This window comes from Pseudomonas sp. WS 5411 (assembly GCF_012985595.1).
Taxonomy (GTDB): domain Bacteria; phylum Pseudomonadota; class Gammaproteobacteria; order Pseudomonadales; family Pseudomonadaceae; genus Aquipseudomonas; species Aquipseudomonas shahriarae.
Window position 1 is genome coordinate 1 of the sequence record NZ_JAARMC010000006.1, and the last position, 17291, is coordinate 17291.

At 59.1% G+C, this 17291-nt stretch carries 15 protein-coding genes; all 15 read right to left on the bottom strand.

Annotated features, from left to right (window positions below):
• Positions 1–285 precede the first annotated feature (285 nt).
• The gene (fliJ, locus tag HBR93_RS11545; RefSeq protein ID WP_057444567.1) at positions 286–735 is read right to left on the bottom strand and encodes a flagellar export protein FliJ; all 450 of its coding nucleotides are present in this window, start codon (positions 733–735) and stop codon (positions 286–288) included.
• Between the two features lie 6 nt (positions 736–741).
• Positions 742–2100 carry a flagellar protein export ATPase FliI gene (fliI, locus tag HBR93_RS11550; protein ID WP_057438806.1) on the bottom strand — a complete coding sequence of 453 codons (1359 nt, stop codon included), beginning with the start codon at positions 2098–2100 and terminating at the stop codon, positions 742–744.
• Positions 2090–2854, bottom strand: coding sequence for a flagellar assembly protein FliH (gene fliH, locus HBR93_RS11555; protein ID WP_057438805.1), 765 nt, complete (start codon positions 2852–2854; stop codon positions 2090–2092). The genes fliI and fliH overlap by 11 nt, the downstream gene beginning before the upstream one ends.
• Positions 2855–2864: 10 nt before the next feature.
• Complete coding sequence (fliG, locus tag HBR93_RS11560) at positions 2865–3884, bottom strand: flagellar motor switch protein FliG (protein ID WP_057438804.1); 1020 nt, start codon at positions 3882–3884, stop codon at positions 2865–2867.
• The gene (gene fliF / locus HBR93_RS11565) at positions 3877–5652 is read right to left on the bottom strand and encodes a flagellar basal-body MS-ring/collar protein FliF (RefSeq protein ID WP_115127660.1); all 1776 of its coding nucleotides are present in this window, start codon (positions 5650–5652) and stop codon (positions 3877–3879) included. Before fliF ends, fliG begins: the two co-directional genes overlap by 8 nt.
• A gap of 16 nt (positions 5653–5668) precedes the next feature.
• Positions 5669–5998: a flagellar hook-basal body complex protein FliE gene (fliE, locus tag HBR93_RS11570; RefSeq protein WP_057438803.1), complete on the bottom strand. Its 330-nt coding sequence runs from the start codon at positions 5996–5998 to the stop codon at positions 5669–5671.
• A gap of 131 nt (positions 5999–6129) precedes the next feature.
• Positions 6130–7509 (bottom strand): sigma-54 dependent transcriptional regulator, encoded by a 1380-nt coding sequence (locus HBR93_RS11575; RefSeq protein ID WP_057438802.1) that lies wholly within the window; start codon positions 7507–7509, stop codon positions 6130–6132.
• Between the two features lie 106 nt (positions 7510–7615).
• Positions 7616–8827: an ATP-binding protein gene (locus tag HBR93_RS11580; protein WP_178112122.1), complete on the bottom strand. Its 1212-nt coding sequence runs from the start codon at positions 8825–8827 to the stop codon at positions 7616–7618.
• 110 nt (positions 8828–8937) lie between these two features.
• Entirely contained in the window at positions 8938–10413 is a 1476-nt protein-coding gene (locus HBR93_RS11585; RefSeq protein WP_057960246.1) for a sigma-54 dependent transcriptional regulator, read from the bottom strand.
• 173 nt (positions 10414–10586) lie between these two features.
• Positions 10587–10883, bottom strand: a complete 297-nt coding sequence (locus tag HBR93_RS11590; protein ID WP_057438799.1) for a flagellar assembly protein FliT — start codon at positions 10881–10883, stop codon at positions 10587–10589.
• A gap of 25 nt (positions 10884–10908) precedes the next feature.
• The gene (fliS, locus tag HBR93_RS11595; RefSeq protein ID WP_057960247.1) at positions 10909–11307 is read right to left on the bottom strand and encodes a flagellar export chaperone FliS; all 399 of its coding nucleotides are present in this window, start codon (positions 11305–11307) and stop codon (positions 10909–10911) included.
• A 138-nt stretch (positions 11308–11445) separates the two neighbouring features.
• Complete coding sequence (gene fliD, locus HBR93_RS11600; RefSeq protein ID WP_057960248.1) at positions 11446–12804, bottom strand: flagellar filament capping protein FliD; 1359 nt, start codon at positions 12802–12804, stop codon at positions 11446–11448.
• Between the two features lie 81 nt (positions 12805–12885).
• Positions 12886–13233, bottom strand: a complete 348-nt coding sequence (locus HBR93_RS11605) for a flagellar protein FlaG (protein ID WP_057960249.1) — start codon at positions 13231–13233, stop codon at positions 12886–12888.
• 331 nt (positions 13234–13564) lie between these two features.
• On the bottom strand, positions 13565–15223 hold the full coding sequence (locus tag HBR93_RS11610; protein WP_057960250.1) for a flagellin: 1659 nt from the start codon (positions 15221–15223) through the stop codon (positions 13565–13567).
• Between the two features lie 242 nt (positions 15224–15465).
• Positions 15466–17136 (bottom strand): flagellin, encoded by a 1671-nt coding sequence (locus HBR93_RS11615; protein WP_169960366.1) that lies wholly within the window; start codon positions 17134–17136, stop codon positions 15466–15468.
• Between the last annotated feature and the right edge of the window lie 155 nt (positions 17137–17291).

Sequence of the window (17291 nt, forward strand, 5' to 3'; positions counted from 1 at the left end):
CATAGGTTTCAGCTCTTCCCAGGGCATGGTCAGATCCTCACAAAATCGACCCTGCCAGTTAATAACTGTTACCTATGTGCGTGAACTGATTTGTAACCCATGTGGGTGAGTCATACCGGCAAGAGCGTTTTGCTTACTTTGGCGCTTCTCCAAAGTGAGCCGCCGTAAGGGCGGAACCCTAAGCTGCCGTGACCGCAGCAATGGATATGCACACATCCCCAACAACCAAAAAAGAGCAGTTGTGTAGACACTCATAGCTATCGCAATTTTTGCCTACCGACGCGGCTAGTACTGATCCTGGCGCGGCAGGCGCTGGGACAGTTCATCGAGCAACTTCTGCTCGCGCTTGTCCTCCAGGGCCCGCGCCTCATCGATGTAACGCTGCACCAGCTTGCGCAAGCCCTCGACCCGGGCGTAGGCCTGTTGCCAGCCTTCGCGGGCTTTGTCGAGGTTGTTCTGGTGCCAGGCCAGGCTCTGGCGCTGCTGGCCGACGGCGCTTTCCAACTGGTTGAGAAAGTGCTGATAGTTCATCAGCCACTGCCCGGAAACACCCTTGCTGCCGCGGTCAATCCACTGCTGCTGGTATTCGCCGCGAAAGCGCTCCAGGTCACCGAGCTTGCTCTCGGCCAGGCGCACCTGGCCCTGGAAATGCCCCAGGCGCTGGGCGGCGGTACGTTCGGCGCTTTCGGCCATCTCCACCACGGGAGCAAGGCGCGCGGCGCGACTGGTTGCCATGGCCGGTTAACCGCCAGGCGCAGGGGCGAACACCGACGCCAGGTGCGCTTCGCTTTCGGCCATGCTGATATTGTCGTTCAGGCCCTGGCGCAGGTAGGTCACCAGTTGCGGTTGCAGGGCAATCGCCAGGTCGGTCTCACGGTCGCCACCGGCCACATAGGCCCCCACGCTGATCAGGTCGCGGCTCTGTTGGTAGCGCGACCACAACTGCTTGAACTGCTGGGCGCGGGTCATATGCTCGGCGCTGACCACCGACGGCATCACCCGGCTGATGGACGCTTCGATATCAATTGCCGGGTAGTGCCCTTCCTCGGCCAGGCGCCGGGACAGCACGATATGCCCGTCGAGCACACCCCGCGCCGAGTCGGCAATCGGGTCCTGCTGGTCATCGCCTTCAGAGAGTACGGTGTAGAACGCCGTGATCGAGCCACCACCGGCCTCGGCATTACCCGCCCGCTCCACCAGCTTGGGCAGCTTGGCAAATACCGATGGCGGATAGCCCTTGGTTGCCGGCGGCTCGCCAATGGCCAGGGCGATTTCCCGCTGGGCCTGGGCGAAACGGGTGAGGGAGTCCATCAGCAACAGGACATTCTTGCCCTTGTCGCGAAAATATTCGGCAATCCGCGTGCAGTACATAGCCGCACGCAGACGCATCAGCGGCGCATCGTCCGCCGGCGAGGCCACCACGACCGAGCGCTTGAGGCCCTCTTCACCGAGGATATGCTCGATGAACTCCTTGACCTCACGGCCCCGCTCGCCGATCAGGCCGACCACGATAATGTCGGCCTCGGTAAAGCGCGTCATCATGCCCAGCAGCACACTCTTGCCCACACCGGTACCGGCGAACAGGCCCAGGCGCTGGCCGCGACCAACCGTCAATAAACCGTTGATACAACGAATACCCACGTCCAGTGGCTGGCTGATGGGGTTGCGCTTGAGCGGGTTGATGGTCGGGCCATCCATCGGCACCCAGTCTTCGGCCTTCATCCCGCCCTTGCCGTCGAGGGCGCGGCCGGCGCCGTCGAGCACCCGGCCGAGCATGCTCATGCCCATCGGCAGGCGCCCGGTATCCGCCAGTGGCACGACCCGCGCCCCCGGTGCGATACCGGCGAGACTGCCCACCGGCATCAGGAATATCTTGCTGCCGGAAAAGCCCATGACTTCCGCTTCCACCTGCACCGGGTGGTAGCTGTCATCGTTGATCACCAGGCAGCGGCTGCCCATGGCGGCGCGCAGGCCCTCGGCTTCGAGGGTCAGGCCGACCATGCGCAGCAGGCGGCCCTCAAGGATCGGTTGGCCGGGCAACTCGGTGGCTTCGGCATAAGCGCCCAGGCGTTTGGCGAAGCTGGTGCGGTCAAGGCGCATCCGGGGCGTCCAGGTCGATGCTCAGGTCGGGCGCCGCCGGATGCAGCACCTGCTCGTGCAACTGGTCGAACAGCTTGGCCATGATCTGCGCAATGCGCGTCTCGACCGTAGCGTCGATACGACTGTGCTCGGTCTCGACCCGGCAACCGCCAGGCTGCAACGCGGCATCCTCGACAATCCGCCAAGTCTCCTCATGGCGCTCGCGCAGGGCTTTGACCTGCTCGAAATCCTGAGGGTTGATGTACAGCCGCACATTGCCAACGCCCAGGGGCAGCAACTTGAGGGCTTCGCGCATCACGCTTTCAATCTGGCTGGAGTCCAGCACCAACTCACGCTGGATAACCTGGCGGGAGATGTGTTCCACCAGGCCCACCATGGACTTTTCCAACTGCGAATCCTGCTCGGCAATCGGCGCGAACAGGCTGCCCATCAGGCGTTCCAGGCTGGCCAGCTTGGCACTCAGGGCCGCGTCAGCTTCCTGGCGAACCTTGAGCGTGGTGCTGTGAAACCCTTCTTTCTCGCCGGTGGCAAAGCCTTCGTTGTAAGCCTCCTGGCGGATGCTTTCGAGTTCTTCGAGGGTCAGTGGCTGGACTTCGTCCAGGGGCACTTCTTCCATCTCCACCGGCACTTCTTCGACCGGCTCAGGCTCGGGCTCAGGCTTATGCGGGTCGAAGCTGGGCAGCGACCAGACGTCGAACCCGCCGACGTCCCGGGCGCGAATCAGATCGCTGGGCGTCTCATCATTGTTCGACATGCGCTGCGCCTTAAATCATTTCTTCGCCGCCCTTCCCGCCGAGAACGATTTCTCCGGCTTCGGCCATACGGCGGGCAATGGTGAGGATTTCTTTCTGTGCGGTTTCCACGTCGCTGACGCGCACCGGACCCTTGGCTTCGAGGTCGTCGCGCAACAGTTCCGAGGCACGCTTGGACATGTTCTTGAAGATCTTTTCCTTGACGCCCTCGTCCGAGCCCTTGAGGGCCAGCACCAGCACATCGGAGGACACTTCACGCAGCAACGCCTGGATGCCACGGTCGTCGACATCGGACAGGTTGTTGAACACGAACATGAGGTCTTCGATCTGCACCGACAGGGTGTCGTCGATCTCGCGGATCGAGTCCATCAACTGGCCTTCCACCGAGCTGTCGAGGAAGTTCATGATGTCGGCCGCGCGCTTGATACCACCCAGGGTGGTACGGGCCGCGTTGGAGTTGCCGGAGAACTGCTTCTCCAGAATGGTGTTCAGTTCTTTCAAGGCCGCCGGTTGCACGGTATTCAACGACGAGACGCGCAGGATGATGTCCAGGCGCACCTTGTGATCGAAATGGCCGAGCACTTCGCCGGCCTGGTCCGGGTCCAGGTAGGCCACGACGATCGCCTGGATCTGCGGGTGCTCGTAACGGATCACGTCCGCCACCGCCCGCGGTTCCATCCACTTGAGGCTGTCGAGGCCGCTGGTGTTGCCGCCCAGCAGGATGCGGTCGATCAGGCCGTTGGCTTTGTCTTCGCCCAGGGCCGAGGTGAGCATCTTGCGGATGTAGCTGTCGGAGCCGACACCCAGGCTGGTCTGGTCGCCGACGATCTCGACGAACTCGCTCATCACCTGCTCGACTTGCTCGCGGTGCACATTGCGCATCTGCGCCATGGCCACACCGACCCGTTGCACTTCCTTGGGGCCCATATGGCGCAGCACTTGGGCAGCGTCGGTCTCACCCAGGGACAGCAGCAGCACGGCGGCTTTGTCGACCCGGGTCAGCTTGGCAACAGAGGCTCGATTCTCACTCATCTGCGTTGATCCACTCTTTCACGACCTGGGCCACACGACCCGGGTCTTCTGCCACCAGACTTTTGATTGCATTCAACTGCGCGTCATACCCTTCACTCGGGCTTGGCAGCAGAATGCTCTGCGGCCCGCCGAGGCTGACGCGATCGTTGGCCAGTTCGCCATCCAGGCCGCCCATGCCACCCAACTCGACATCGCCGAACGGCGCCAGCTGCTTCTTGCCGTGGCCGGTGATGTTGTTGAGCACAGGGCGCAGCACGCCGAACACCAGCACCAGGATGAACAACACCCCCAGCACTTGTTTGACGATGTCCCAGAACCAGGGTTGAGAGTAGAACGGAATATCGGCGATCACCTCAGCGCGCTCCAGGGAGAACGGCATGTTGATCACGCTGACACTGTCGCCACGGCTGGCATCGAAGCCCACGGCGTCCTGCACCAGGCGCGTGAAGCGCGCCAATTCATCGGCGGTCCACGGCGCGCGGGTGGTTTCGCCGTTGGCGGCGTTGATCTTGACCTGGTCATCCACCACCACCGACACCGACAGGCGGTTCAAGCGCCCTTGCTGTTGCTTGGTGTGGCTGATGGAACGGTCCAGCTCGAAGTTCTTGGTGGACTGCTGACGCTTGTCGGCCGGGTATGGCGCGAGCATTGGCTGGCCGGTGGCCGGGTCCATGATTTGCTGGCCGTTGGCGTCCAACAGCGGCTGGCCGGGCTGGATCGCGCTGGCGGTCGCGGCGGCGCCACCGGTGGTTTGCGGGGCACTGGCCGGGGCTGGCGGTTGATTGCTCAGGGCGCCGGGTACGCCTTGCGGAGGACCATTGGCGGCAGTGCGCTGTTCGCTGGTCGATTGCTCGCTGCGCAGGGCCGGCTGGTCGGGGTTGAACTGCTCGGAGGTCGACTCGACAGCGCTGAAGTCCACGTCGGCAGACACTTCGGCCTTGTAGCGGTCGTTACCCAGTACCGGCTGCAGGATGTTGTGCACGCGCTGGGTGAGCATGCTTTCCATGCGGCGGCTGTAGTCGAACTGCTTGCCGGCCATGGTCAGCGCGGAGTTTTCCGCCTGGTCGGAAAGCAGGTTGCCTTTCTGGTCGACCACGGTGATCTGCGATTTGCTCAACTCGGGAACGCTGGTCGCCACCAGATTGACGATGGCCAGGACCTGGCCCGGCTCCAGGGAGCGCCCGGCAAACAGCTCGACCAGTACCGAGGCGCTGGGCTTGCGCTCATCGCGTACGAATACCGAGCTTTTCGGGATGGCCAGGTGCACACGGGCACCCTTGACGTTATTCAGGCTGGCGATGGTGCGCGCCAGTTCGCCTTCCAGGCCACGACGGTAGCGGGTGGCTTCCATGAACTGGCTGGTACCCAGGCCCTGGTCTTTGTCGAGGATCTCAAAGCCGATGTTGCCATCGGTCGGCGCCACGCCCGCGCCGGCCAGCTTCAAGCGGGCACGGGCGACGTCGTCGGCCTTGACCAGCAAGGCGCCGGAGTTGGGCTCGACGGTGTAGGCAATATCGGAGGCGGCCAGGGTTTCCATGACCTGCTTGGCGTCCATCCCCGCCAGGCTGCCATAGAGCGGCCGGTAATCAGGCTGCTGGGACCACAACACCACGGCAAAACCAATTGCCACGCTGGCAGCCAGGCCGACCATCAGGCCCACCTGACGCAACATGGTCATTTCGGAGAGGTTTTCCAGGAACGACAGGCCAAACAGCGGCGGTTTGCCGTCTGTCTTGGCGGGTACGTTATCCACGACTGCTTCTGCCATGACTTAAATCTCGTCCTTAAACCGGCATCTGCATGATGTCTTGATAAGCCTGAACCAGCTTGTTACGCACCTGGGTCAAGGCCTGGAAGGAAACGCTGGCTTTCTGCGAAGCGATCATCACGTCGGTGAGGTCCACGCCGCTCTTGCCGATTTCAAAGGCCGTCGACAGTTGGCTGGAGGCCTGCTGGGTATCGCTGACTTTGTTGATGGCTTGACCGAGCATATCGGCAAAGCTGCTTTGGCCCAATTCCGGCGCTTGTGCGACGGATTTCGGCTGGGACATGGCGTCCATTTGCATGGATCGCATATCCAACATCAACCGATTGAACTCAACACCTTGGCTCATGAACTTCTCTCTCCGACGACCCGCAATTTTTTGACACTACGCAGCGGTTAGTACGGGTAGTAGCAACAAGGGTGCCAGCTCCTTGGCAACTCGTAAGAAAAGCCGACAAACCTTGTCAGCTGATGTGTATCTCAGCTCGCGAAAAGGAATGCTTCCACATCCATCCCGGCATCGCGCATTTGCGCCAGCTTGTAGCGCAGGGTGCGCGGGCTGATGCCCAGGCGCTCGGCCGCTTCTTTGCGGCGGCCACGCTCGGCGCGCAAGGTGTCGATGATCATCTGGAATTCACGGCGACGCAGGTCGTCGCCAAGACCGCCAGCGGCCTCGGCCGGGGCGCTTTCCTGCGGGGCCGGGGCCAGGCTCGGCATTGGAGCGCTGCCGGCGCCGACGGCCAGGCAGAAGTCCTGGGGCTGGATCAGACCGCCCTGCTGCAAAATCAGCGCGCGCTGGATTGCGTTGTCCAGTTCGCGCACGTTGCCGGGCCATGGGTAACTGATCAGACAAGCCTGGGCTTCAGCCGACAGGCGCGCCTGGGCGTGCTTCATTTTATTGACGTGCTTGCTCAACAGGCGCTCGGCCAGCGGCACGATATCGGCCGGGCGTTCACGCAGCGGGCGCCAGGCCAACGGGAACACCGAGAGCCGATAGAACAGATCTTCCCGGAAGCGCCCTGCTGCCACTTCGCCAGCAAGGTCGCGGTTGGTGGTGGCGACCACGCGGATATCCAGCTGGATCGGCTTGCGCGCACCTACCCGCTCCACTTCGCGCTCTTGCAGCACGCGCAGCAGCTTGGCTTGCAGGCCCAGGGGCATTTCGGAGATTTCGTCAAGCAGGATCGTGCCGCCATCGGCCTGCTCGAACTTGCCGGCCTGGGCGGCGATGGCGCCGGTGAACGAGCCTTTTTCATGGCCGAACAAGGTGGCTTCGAGCATGTTGTCGGGGATCGCCGCGCAGTTGATCGCGATAAACGGCTGGCTGGCGCGGTGAGATTGCTGGTGGATGTAGCGCGCCAACACCTCCTTGCCGGTGCCGGACTCACCGGAGATCAGCACCGTGGAATCACTGCGGGCGACCTTGGCCGCCAGCTCCAGCAATTGCGCACTGGCCGGTTCGAAAGCAATCGGGCCCTCGCCGTCTGCCACCCCCACGACGCCAAGCGCATGGCGCGCCACCAGCTCAATCAGGGCCTTGGGCTCGAAGGGCTTGACCAGGTAGTCCGCCGCGCCCTGGCGCATGGCATCGACGGCGCGCTCCACCGCGCCGTGGGCGGTCATCAGCAGCACCGGCAGTTGCGGCTGGCGTGCGCGCAGCAGGCCGAGCAACTGGTGGCCGTCCATGCCGGGCATGTTGACGTCGCTGACCACCAGGCTGAAGGACTCTTGCTCCACGGCCTGCAAGGCTTCCTCGGCCGAACCGACCGCCCGATAGTCATGGCCCGCCAACAGCAGCGTGTCAGCCAGTGCTTCACGCAGGGCGCGATCGTCTTCAACCAGTAAAACCTTGATAGCCATTTATCCTTACTCCCATCCTTTCCAAGGTTTTTGAAAAGGCAGCTGCATTTGGTGCCCCGTGGTGAGGGGGGGCAAGCCCCCTCACCACAGGTCGTATGCGTGTTCTTTACTCCGCGCTGGCCGCGCCGGAAAACAGCGGCAGCGTTATCAATGCACAGGTGCCGCGCCCCACACGGGAACGCAAGTGCAATTCTCCCTGATGGGCACGGGCCACTGCCTTGACCACGGTCAGCCCGAGGCCGGTGCCATTGGTCTTGGTGGTAAAAAAGGGTTCACCCAGGCGCTGCAACACCGCCGGATCAATCCCACTGCCGCTGTCGCTGATGCACAGGCGCAGGGTTTGCTCGCGGCTGTACAGGTGCACTTTGAGGCGCGCCCCCGGGCCGCTGGCCTGGCTGGCGTTTTCGATCAGGTTGAGCAGCGCGCCCACCAGGGTGTCGCGGTTGCACAGCAACTCGCCCCAATGACTGTCGCACTGCCAGCGCACCGAGGCTTCCTGGACATGGGTGGCAGCGGCAGCCTGCAGCGCCTGCAGCAAGGCGGCGGGCGTGACCCGGTCGGTCAGCGGCAACTCGCCCCGGGCGAAGACCAGCATGTCGCGTACCTGATGCTCCAACTCATGCAGGCGCTCCTTGAGCCGTCCGGCAAACCGCTGATGGGTGGCAGCCGGCAATTGCTCATCAGTCAAATGACTGGCGTAGATCAACGCGGCGGACAGCGGTGTGCGAATCTGATGCGCCAAAGAAGCAACCATCCGCCCCAGGGACGACAGGCGCTCATGGCGCGCCAATTGGTCTTGGAGGTGCCGGGTTTCCGTCAGGTCGTTGAGCAGCACCAACTGGCCGGGCTCAGCGTCCAGGGAACGGGTGGCGATGGACAGGCGGCGCCCATCCTTGAGGGAAATTTCGTGGCCGTCGTCTTCACGGGGGGCAAAGCAGCGCGTGATGACATGGCGCCACAGCTCACCTTCCAGCGGCAGACCCAGCAGGTCGCAGGCCGCGGGGTTGGCTTCGCGTACGCGGCCCTGGTCGTCGATCACAATCACGCCACCGGGCAACAGGTCGAGGAGGTTTTGCAGACGGTTGGCCAGGCGCTCTTTCTCGGCCAGCTCTTGCATGCGCTGGGCACTGACCACCGCCAACTCGCCCTTGAGCTCCGAAACCCGGGCTTCCAGCAGGCTGTAGGAGTCCGTCAACTGGCTGGACATCTGGCTGAACAGCGAAAACGCCTGCTCAAGCCCTTGCCGGCTGATCTGCTCTACGGACGGGACAAGTCCCTGGGAGTCAGGGACTGAAGAAAGGTGGGCGGCGTGGGGCATCGTGCTCTCTCGCTTGGCTGACCGTCAGTTAAACGGAACGTTGCGAGTGCTATAGCAATACCCGTGCCGGAAAAAATATCCTTATTTTTCAGCAGGTTAAAAAACAGGCGTCAATCATCCGCCTGTTCATCACCCTCACGACGACTCATGCCGTACTTACGCATCTTCTCCACCAGCGTGGTGCGGCGAATGCGCAGGCGCTCGGCGGCGCGGGCAACGATGCCGTTGGCGTCGTCCAGGGCTTGCTGGATCAGCCCTTGTTCGAGGCTGCCGAGGTAGTCCTTCAGGTCCAGGCCTTCGGGCGGCAGCATGGCGGTGGCGCCGAAGTTCGGGGTATGGCCATTGATCGCCACCCGTTCCTCGAGATCACTGCGCAAGCTGTCCACCAGCTGTTCGTCTTCGTCATCGACGTAGCGGAACTTCTTGGGCAGCTCGACCACGCCGATCACCCCGTATGGATGCATGATTGCCATGCGCTCCACCAGGTTGGCCAGCTCGCGCACGTTGCCCGGCCAGCCGTGGCGGCACAGGGACATGATCGCGGCGGAGTTGAAACGGATCGAGCCGCGCTTTTCGTGTTCCATGCGCGAGATCAGTTCGTTCATCAGCAACGGGATGTCCTCCACACGCTCGCGCAGCGGGGCCATCTCGATGGGGAATACGTTGAGGCGGTAGTACAGGTCTTCGCGGAAGCTGCCGACCTCGATCATGCTCTCGAGGTTCTTGTGCGTCGCGGCAATGATGCGCACATCGACGCTCTGGGTCTTGTTGCTGCCCACGCGCTCGAAGGTGCGCTCCTGCAACACGCGCAGCAGCTTGACCTGCATCGGCAATGGCATATCGCCGATTTCGTCGAGGAACAGGGTGCCGCCGTTGGCCAGCTCAAAACGTCCGGCACGGCTGGTGATCGCCCCGGTAAAGGCGCCCTTCTCGTGGCCGAACAGTTCGCTTTCGAGCAGTTCTGCCGGGATCGCCCCGCAGTTGACTGGCACAAAAGGTCCGTCGCGGCGCTTGGAGTGGTAATGCAGGTTACGCGCGACCACTTCTTTGCCGGTGCCTGACTCGCCGAGGATCAGCACGCTGGCGTCGGTATCGGCCACTTGCTGCATCATCTGGCGCACGTGCTGAATCGCACGACTGGTGCCGACCAGGCTGCGGAACAGGTTGGGTTCGCGGTGACGTCCGCGCTCGCGGGCCTGGTCGTACATCTCGCGATAGACCTGGGCACGGTGCAGGGAGTCGAGCAATTTGCTGTAGCTGGGGGGCATTTCCAGGGTGGAAAGTACACGGCGGCGCTGGTCTTCCGGCAAATCCACGGAAGAAATATCGCCCATCAGCAACACCGGAAGGAACTCATCCCAGGTTGAGAGTGTCTTTAACAGGCCCAGAACTGCACCAGGAGCGTTTACCGTCCCGATCAGCACACAGATGACTTCACGGCTCGACGACAAAGAGCTGACAGCCTGCTGCCAATCATGGCTGCCGCAGGGCAAATTTTCTTCGCCAAGAAAATTCAAAATCACCGCCAAGTCGCGGCGGCGAACGCTATCGTCATCGATCAGCAGAATTTTGGTTTCACGCCACATGCAATAGCAACTTCCCTAGTAAAACTCTAATGCCCTCGAATCGGGGCAATCTAGATAGCTGTAGGCGTTTTCTGCGCTACGGATACCTGACGTCTGAAAATAGCACTAGTTAAGTCAAAATTATGCGAACAGTCAAATTTATGACGCGCCATGTTCGGATTAACTGAGCCAGATCAGCCGAACAGATGGTAAACCTTTGACGCATTTTTCGCTTGGTTGATCTGCGACATCTCTTCAAATATCGCCTGGCGCTCGCCGGTCGTCACCTCCAGCAACTGCTGGTAGACCGCTAACAGGCTCTCCAGCTTCTCCCGCAGCGCGTCCTCGTCCACCGGCGCTTCGCTGAGCACCTCGTCGATCCAGACACGGCAGCCCATGTCCAATTCGCTGATCGCATCCCAATTGCGCTCTGCCAGCGCGCCAACCAAGGCGTCGCGGGTTTCGTCGATCCGTTGCAGTGCGTGGCTCATGCTGTGTTCCTCAAGGCCGACGGCCTTAATTGGCCGCCTCGGCAGCAATGGCATCCCAACCGCTTTTAACAGTGATCAGCAGGCCTGCAACCTCATCAATCATCTGAGCGTCGTTGCCACTGTTGGCCTCAACCAAACGAGATGTCATATAGGCATAAAGCTCATCCAGACGCTTGATTGACGTCGGATCTTCAACCTTTTCCGGATCCAGACCTTCGCGCAACCCTGAAATGATTTCAATCGCCTTACCGAGCATCAACCCTTTCTGTGCCACATCGCCACGGCTCATAGCGCCTTTTGCCTGCGCCATACGATCCAACCCACCCTCCATCAGCATCTGCACAAGACGGTGCGGACTAGCCTCGGAAATCTGCGCGTGGGAATTGACCTTCTGATACTGACGAAGGGCTCTCATGGGGTTCATATCTCTAACTCCCTACCTTAAGTAGCTGAAAAACTGCTCTAACTATTATGTCGACCGCGCGACAAAAAACTTTAAAAGCTAGCGCATAGGCCCGGGTAAAAAACACAATTGATCCAAGCCCAAAGAGCCAAGCGGGAATCAGGTCGTCTTGGGATTATTCAATGAGTTGAGAGTAGTCATAATACTACTACTGCTGGCCCGGAGCTTAGCCACCAGGGAGTCCATGGCATTGTACTTTGCGCTTAGGGACAACTGCAGACTCTCGATTCGACGGTCAAGGGCTTTCTGCTCAGTGTCCAGATCCGTTAGTTTAGCGTCCAGGCTACTGGTTCGCGACGCCAGAACCCCAGTAGTACCCACATAGCTGTCAGTAGCTTTAGTCATGCGGGTGATCAACCCCTTATCGCCAGTAAACAAACCCGCGACATCCGCCCCGCCGGTGGCTACAGCCTTGTCCCACTTTTTATTGTCAAGGGACAGCAGGCCAGTCTTCTGGTCAGTGTTTAGGCCAATCTGCGATAGGCTGGCCAGGGCGCCCGAACCCGAGCCGTTAAGCAGTTCACCACGCAAGGTCGAAACCAACTGACGCATAGTCGCGTCACCAGTCAGAGCACCCGCCGTAGTAGTCGCAGTTTCTCCAGTGGCAGTTACCTTGGTCTGGCTGTTGATCGAACCAATCAAAGCATTGTAGGCCGTAACAAACGACTGCACCGAGGTCTTGAGGGTATCGGTATTGCTCGCCACCTTGATGGAGCTGTCACCCTTGGCGACCAACTCCAGATTCACGCCACTGATCGCCGACGTAACCTTGTTGCTAGTGGACTCCATTGCAATACCATCAATGGTGTACTCCGCATTTTGTGCAAGCTCACCCACTCTCGTGAAAGTGCCCAGGCCAAGCGCACCAGAAGCAACGGTAATATCGCTGCCCTTGCCAGTGGTTTGCGAAGTCATCACCAAGCGCGAACCATTGGCGTCAGTCAGAATATTTGCACTAAGGCCTTTAGACTGTAGCTGGGTATTGATCAGATCACGCGTCTGTTGCAGCGTGGCACCCGCCGGGATCGATACCCTATGGTCGCTATCAGATTGGGAAATCGTAAGTATCTGAGCCTCCGAACCGGTGTTAACGACCGTCGAAGTACCATCAGCAAACACTGCCGATTGGGTTTTAGATGCAGTAGCGAGTTTCTCTACATGCAGCGCATAGCTGCCACTGGAGGCGGAGTCACCCAAGGTCACCTTGGCGAACTTCTCTTCAGAGGACGTGGCGGCTAGGCCCGTGAATGAGGAGGCCGTATTCAGCTTGGCGATGGCTGCACGATAAGCATCCATCGCAGACTTAACACTGCCGACAGCGGACAACTGGGTAGTCGTGGTCTTTTGCTGGGCGGTAATCTGCGCTTGCTTTGGTGCCTTTTCAGCCGCTACCAAAGCCTTGACGATTGCCTGTGTATCGACGCCAGATCCCACGCCACTGATCGTTGAACTCGCCATCTTTTTGCTCCTTAACCGGTGGCTGCTGCTTTCTTGACAAAAGCCCCTTCAAGCGCAGACACAAAGAATTTTCATGCCAATTCAGGCTTTCATATCAAACAGCAGGCTGCTGGCATCGGTCAAACTCTGTGCCAGTTTCAATGCGGTTTCCGAGGGAATTTGTCGAATTACCTCCCCACTGTCGGTAGCAATGACTTTGACCACCACCTTCCCTGTAGAGTCATCGATGGAAAAATCCAGCTCCCGCCGTGCTGCCTGTACGAACTCTCGAATATCTGTCACCGCTTTCTCCAAATCGTCCCGCCTGGGCTCGCGGGCGGCTTGGGCCGTCACCTCGACTTTAGGCTGATTGACGATCTCGGGCGTCTTCACGACTTGGGCCGCTGCAGCCGTCGTGTAGGATAAGTTCAGCTTCACGCTCATATCCATCTGTGCCACCTAATTATTCAAGTGAAAAAATAGAAGGCTACGCCACAGTGTGCCCCAGCCAATTGCCGTACCACCCTACTCAAGCTTTGACTTTAGGGCAGACCGTTTTGCAAAATTGTCCTGTCGACCTAGCAACTGCCTGAGGTGATTTATAAAGCCTCGTAAGGTGTATCGACCCAAAAACGTCTAGCTTGAGAATTTTTTGCGGATTATTTTCCTAAACACGACTGTAGGCCGTGTTTTCAATCATATCGACATCGCCCGCAAACGGAGCCAGAAAAAACGGAAGGGCGCACTGGGCACCCTTCCGTCTTTAACCAACCTTAAGCGATTACTGAAGCAGTTTCAGTACCGACGATGGCAGTTGGTTAGCCTGCGACAAGATGGCAGTGGAAGCCTGTTGCAGGGTTTGCTGCTTGGTCAGTTCGGCAGTTTCCGAAGCAAAATCGGCGTCCTGCACACGGCTACGGGCGGCAGTGGAGTTTTCCGAAATGCTTTGCAGGTTGGCAACGGTGCTGGTGAAACGGTTTTGCACTGCACCCAACTGGGAACGCTGGCTGTCGATCTGCTGGATCGCATCGTTCAGTGCCTGAACAGAACGCTGCGACGAAGCGGCATCCTGGATGCTCAGGTTGGAAACGGTAGTTTCCACAGTAACTGCCGTCGATGTGGCAGCTGTCAGACCCAGTTGAGCCAGACCAGTGCCAGCACTGCCGTTGGCAACGGTGAAGGTCTTGTTGGAGAAGAGCGCCAGGGTATTGTCAGCATTTTTGCTGGCCGTTACGCCGGTACTTGCACTGTTGATCGAGGAAACTATCGCGTCAGCAGTGTCACCCTTCTTGAACTTCACTTCTACTCCGTTCAGGACCACCGAAGTGTCGGCGGTCAGCTTAGCTTGGGACGTACCTGCTTGCAGACCAATTTTGGCCAAAGCGCCCGGGCCGTTGGCAGTGCCACCGTTATCCAACTTGATAGCCTTGCCATCTTCAGAGGTCAACAACAGACGACCGTTTGCAACGCTAGCACCCACACCAGTAGTGGCTTTTTCGGCCTCAATGGCACCAGCGACAGCAGCCAGGTCCATGCCATTCGTGAGATTGACCAGCGTACCATTGACGCTGATGTCGGTATCACCAACTAGCGTGCGCGCAGCTGCGGTCGCAGTTCCAAAGCCCGCTTCTGCACTGTTACTTGTGGCAGTGAAGGCACTATCGGACTGAAGCACCAACTCATTCGTCGCACTCAGCGAGGCGGTGACGCCGGTGGAGGACGTTTTGGCATTGATCAGCGCCACGGCCTGACCGGCAGTAGTGCCCGTCGCCAGATCAATAGTAGTGTCATTGAGTTTCAGGGTGTTATTGGCTGTTGCCGTGGTGTATGCCGCAGCACCTTGCGCCGCAAACGGCAGCGATGAGCTTCCAACCACCGAAGCAGACAGGTCAGTCGCCGCACCTGCAGCCTTGGCTTCGCCGAAAGAACCTTTCAGGCCTGTAGCACTGATATCAGTCATACCGAACGAGATAGTTTCATTGGCGTTGGCGCCGATCTGGAAGCCTACGTTGTCGAACGAGCCGTCCAAAAGCTTACGGCCACCGAAGTTGGTGGTTTGGGAAATACGGGTCAACTCACCAGTCAACGCTGTGAACTCCTGCTGCAGGGACGTGCGGTCGTCATCGCTGTTAGAACCGTTCGCCGATTGCAGGGCCAGTTCACGCATACGCTGCAGAATGTTGGTCGATTCTTGCATCGCACCTTCAGCAGTCTGGGCAATCGATACGCCGTTGTTGGCGTTGGCCACTGCAACGGTCAAACCCTTGACCTGGCTGGTCAGACGGTTGGCGATCTGCATGCCGGCAGCATCGTCTTTGGCGCTGTTGATTTTCAAGCCTGAAGAAAGGCGGCTCATCGAGGTGCTCAACGCGTCGGAAGCCTTGTTCAGATTCTTCTGAACGCCCAGAGAAGTGATGTTGGTATTAACAGATAAAGCCATGACAAAGTCCTCGTAAATGGTATTAGCGGCTTCCGACCGGGCAACCGCCTGGCTTGATAGTGAAAACCTTACACAAGAGTTATCGTCGACATCGCCAGCTTCTTTAGATTTTTTTGCGATTCGACGCTTTTTCCACTTGCAAATAGCACTGAATCTTGCTGAAGGAGAGTGTTTCCAGCTTGATTCCAGACAAAAAAAAGGGCGCCATAGGCACCCTTCCGTCTTTAACCAACCTTAAGCGATTACTGAAGCAGTTTCAGTACCGACGATGGCAGTTGGTTAGCCTGCGACAAGATGGCAGTGGAAGCCTGTTGCAGGGTTTGCTGCTTGGTCAGTTCGGCAGTTTCCGAAGCAAAATCGGCGTCCTGCACACGGCTACGGGCGGCAGTGGAGTTTTCCGAAATGCTTTGCAGGTTGGCAACGGTGCTGGTGAAACGGTTTTGCACTGCACCCAACTGGGAACGCTGGCTGTCGATCTGCTGGATCGCATCGTTCAGTGCCTGAACAGAACGCTGCGACGAAGCGGCATCCTGGATGCTCAGGTTGGAAACGGTAGTTTCCACAGTAACTGCCGTCGATGTGGCAGCTGTCAGACCCAGTTGAGCCAGACCAGTGCCAGCACTGCCGTTGGCAACGGTGAAGGTCTTGTTGGAGAAGAGCGCCAGGGTATTGTCAGCATTTTTGCTGGCCGTTACGCCGGTACTTGCACTGTTGATCGAGGAAACTATCGCGTCAGCAGTGTCACCTTTCTTGAACTTCACTTCTACTCCGTTCAGGACCACCGAAGTATCGGCGGTCAGCTTGGCTTGGGTAGCACCCGATTGCAGGCCCAACTTGGACAGTGCGCCTGGACCGGTAGTAGCGTTAGTACCGTTATCCAGCTTGATAGCTTTACCGTCAGCAGAAGTCAGAACCAAACGGCCGTCCTGCTGGGAAGCAGTCACACCAGTAGCGGCTACTGTAGCAGTGGCATTAATGGTACCGATCGCCTGGGTCAGGGTCTGGCCAGCAGCGATAGTCACTGCAGTGCCATTAATGTTGATTTCAGCGCCACTGACCAGGCCAGTGAACGCAGCAGCAGGGGTAGCCACCGCCGGACCAACTTCGGTATTGCTGCCCTGGACACTAAAGGCGGTTGCCGAAGTCATTTTCAACTGGGCACCATCAACTACTGCGGTCACGCCGGTTTTGCTCGACTGCTGGTTAACCAGATCAACCGCCTGAGCCAGGGTAGTGCCCGTACCCATTGCAATGTCAGTACCGTTGACAGTCAAAACTCGAGCGGCTGTGGTGGTAGTGAAAGCGTTGGTGGTACCAAAGCCCGCAAATTGGCCTTCGGCCCCCGTAACTTTGGCAGACAGATCAGTCACCGCACCAGCAGCCTTGGCTTCGCCGTAGGAGCCTTTCAGGCCTGTAGCACTGATATCAGTCATACCGAACGAGATGGTTTCATTGGCGTTAGCGCCGATCTGGAAGCCTACGTTGTCGAACGAACCGTCCAGAAGTTTACGGCCGCCGAAGTTGGTAGTCTGGGAAATACGGGTCAATTCACCGGTCAGCGCCGTGAATTCCTGCTGCAAAGACGTACGGTCGTCATCACTGTTCGAACCGTTCGCCGATTGCAGTGCCAGTTCACGCATACGCTGCAGAATGTTGGTCGACTCTTGCATTGCGCCTTCAGCGGTCTGGGCAATCGAAACGCCGTTGTTGGCGTTAGCCACAGCGACAGTCAGGCCCTTGACCTGGCTGGTCAGGCGGTTAGCGATCTGCATGCCGGCAGCATCGTCTTTGGCGCTGTTGATTTTCAAGCCGGAAGACAAGCGGCTCATCGAGGTGCTCAGCGCGTCGGAAGCCTTGTTCAGGTTCTTCTGAACGCCCAAGGACGTGATGTTGGTGTTTACGGATAAAGCCATGACGAAATCCTCGTAAATGGGGTACTGCGGCTTCCGGCCGGGCAACCGCCTAGCATGGTTTGAAAACCTTCACAGTGGTTATCGTCAGCCATGCTGGCTTCTTGAGAGCTTTCTGATTTATTTGTAGGAGTATTCAGCGATCTACAGAAGCTACG

What these genes read in the sequence shown, in the direction of transcription:
- HBR93_RS11590 (WP_057438799.1), bottom strand. Translation starts at nt 10,883, where the DNA reads ATGAGCCACGCACTGCAACGGATCGACGAAACCCGCGACGCCTTGGTT.
- fliF (WP_115127660.1), bottom strand. Translation starts at nt 5,652, where the DNA reads ATGGCAGAAGCAGTCGTGGATAACGTACCCGCCAAGACAGACGGCAAA.
- fliG (WP_057438804.1), bottom strand. Translation starts at nt 3,884, where the DNA reads ATGAGTGAGAATCGAGCCTCTGTTGCCAAGCTGACCCGGGTCGACAAA.
- HBR93_RS11615 (WP_169960366.1), bottom strand. Translation starts at nt 17,136, where the DNA reads ATGGCTTTATCCGTAAACACCAACATCACGTCCTTGGGCGTTCAGAAG.
- HBR93_RS11605 (WP_057960249.1), bottom strand. Translation starts at nt 13,233, where the DNA reads ATGGATATGAGCGTGAAGCTGAACTTATCCTACACGACGGCTGCAGCG.
- fliJ (WP_057444567.1), bottom strand. Translation starts at nt 735, where the DNA reads ATGGCAACCAGTCGCGCCGCGCGCCTTGCTCCCGTGGTGGAGATGGCC.
- HBR93_RS11585 (WP_057960246.1), bottom strand. Translation starts at nt 10,413, where the DNA reads ATGTGGCGTGAAACCAAAATTCTGCTGATCGATGACGATAGCGTTCGC.
- fliI (WP_057438806.1), bottom strand. Translation starts at nt 2,100, where the DNA reads ATGCGCCTTGACCGCACCAGCTTCGCCAAACGCCTGGGCGCTTATGCC.
- HBR93_RS11575 (WP_057438802.1), bottom strand. Translation starts at nt 7,509, where the DNA reads ATGGCTATCAAGGTTTTACTGGTTGAAGACGATCGCGCCCTGCGTGAA.
- HBR93_RS11610 (WP_057960250.1), bottom strand. Translation starts at nt 15,223, where the DNA reads ATGGCTTTATCTGTTAATACCAACATCACTTCTCTGGGCGTTCAGAAG.
- fliD (WP_057960248.1), bottom strand. Translation starts at nt 12,804, where the DNA reads ATGGCGAGTTCAACGATCAGTGGCGTGGGATCTGGCGTCGATACACAG.
- fliS (WP_057960247.1), bottom strand. Translation starts at nt 11,307, where the DNA reads ATGAACCCCATGAGAGCCCTTCGTCAGTATCAGAAGGTCAATTCCCAC.
- HBR93_RS11580 (WP_178112122.1), bottom strand. Translation starts at nt 8,827, where the DNA reads ATGCCCCACGCCGCCCACCTTTCTTCAGTCCCTGACTCCCAGGGACTT.
- fliE (WP_057438803.1), bottom strand. Translation starts at nt 5,998, where the DNA reads ATGAGCCAAGGTGTTGAGTTCAATCGGTTGATGTTGGATATGCGATCC.
- fliH (WP_057438805.1), bottom strand. Translation starts at nt 2,854, where the DNA reads ATGTCGAACAATGATGAGACGCCCAGCGATCTGATTCGCGCCCGGGAC.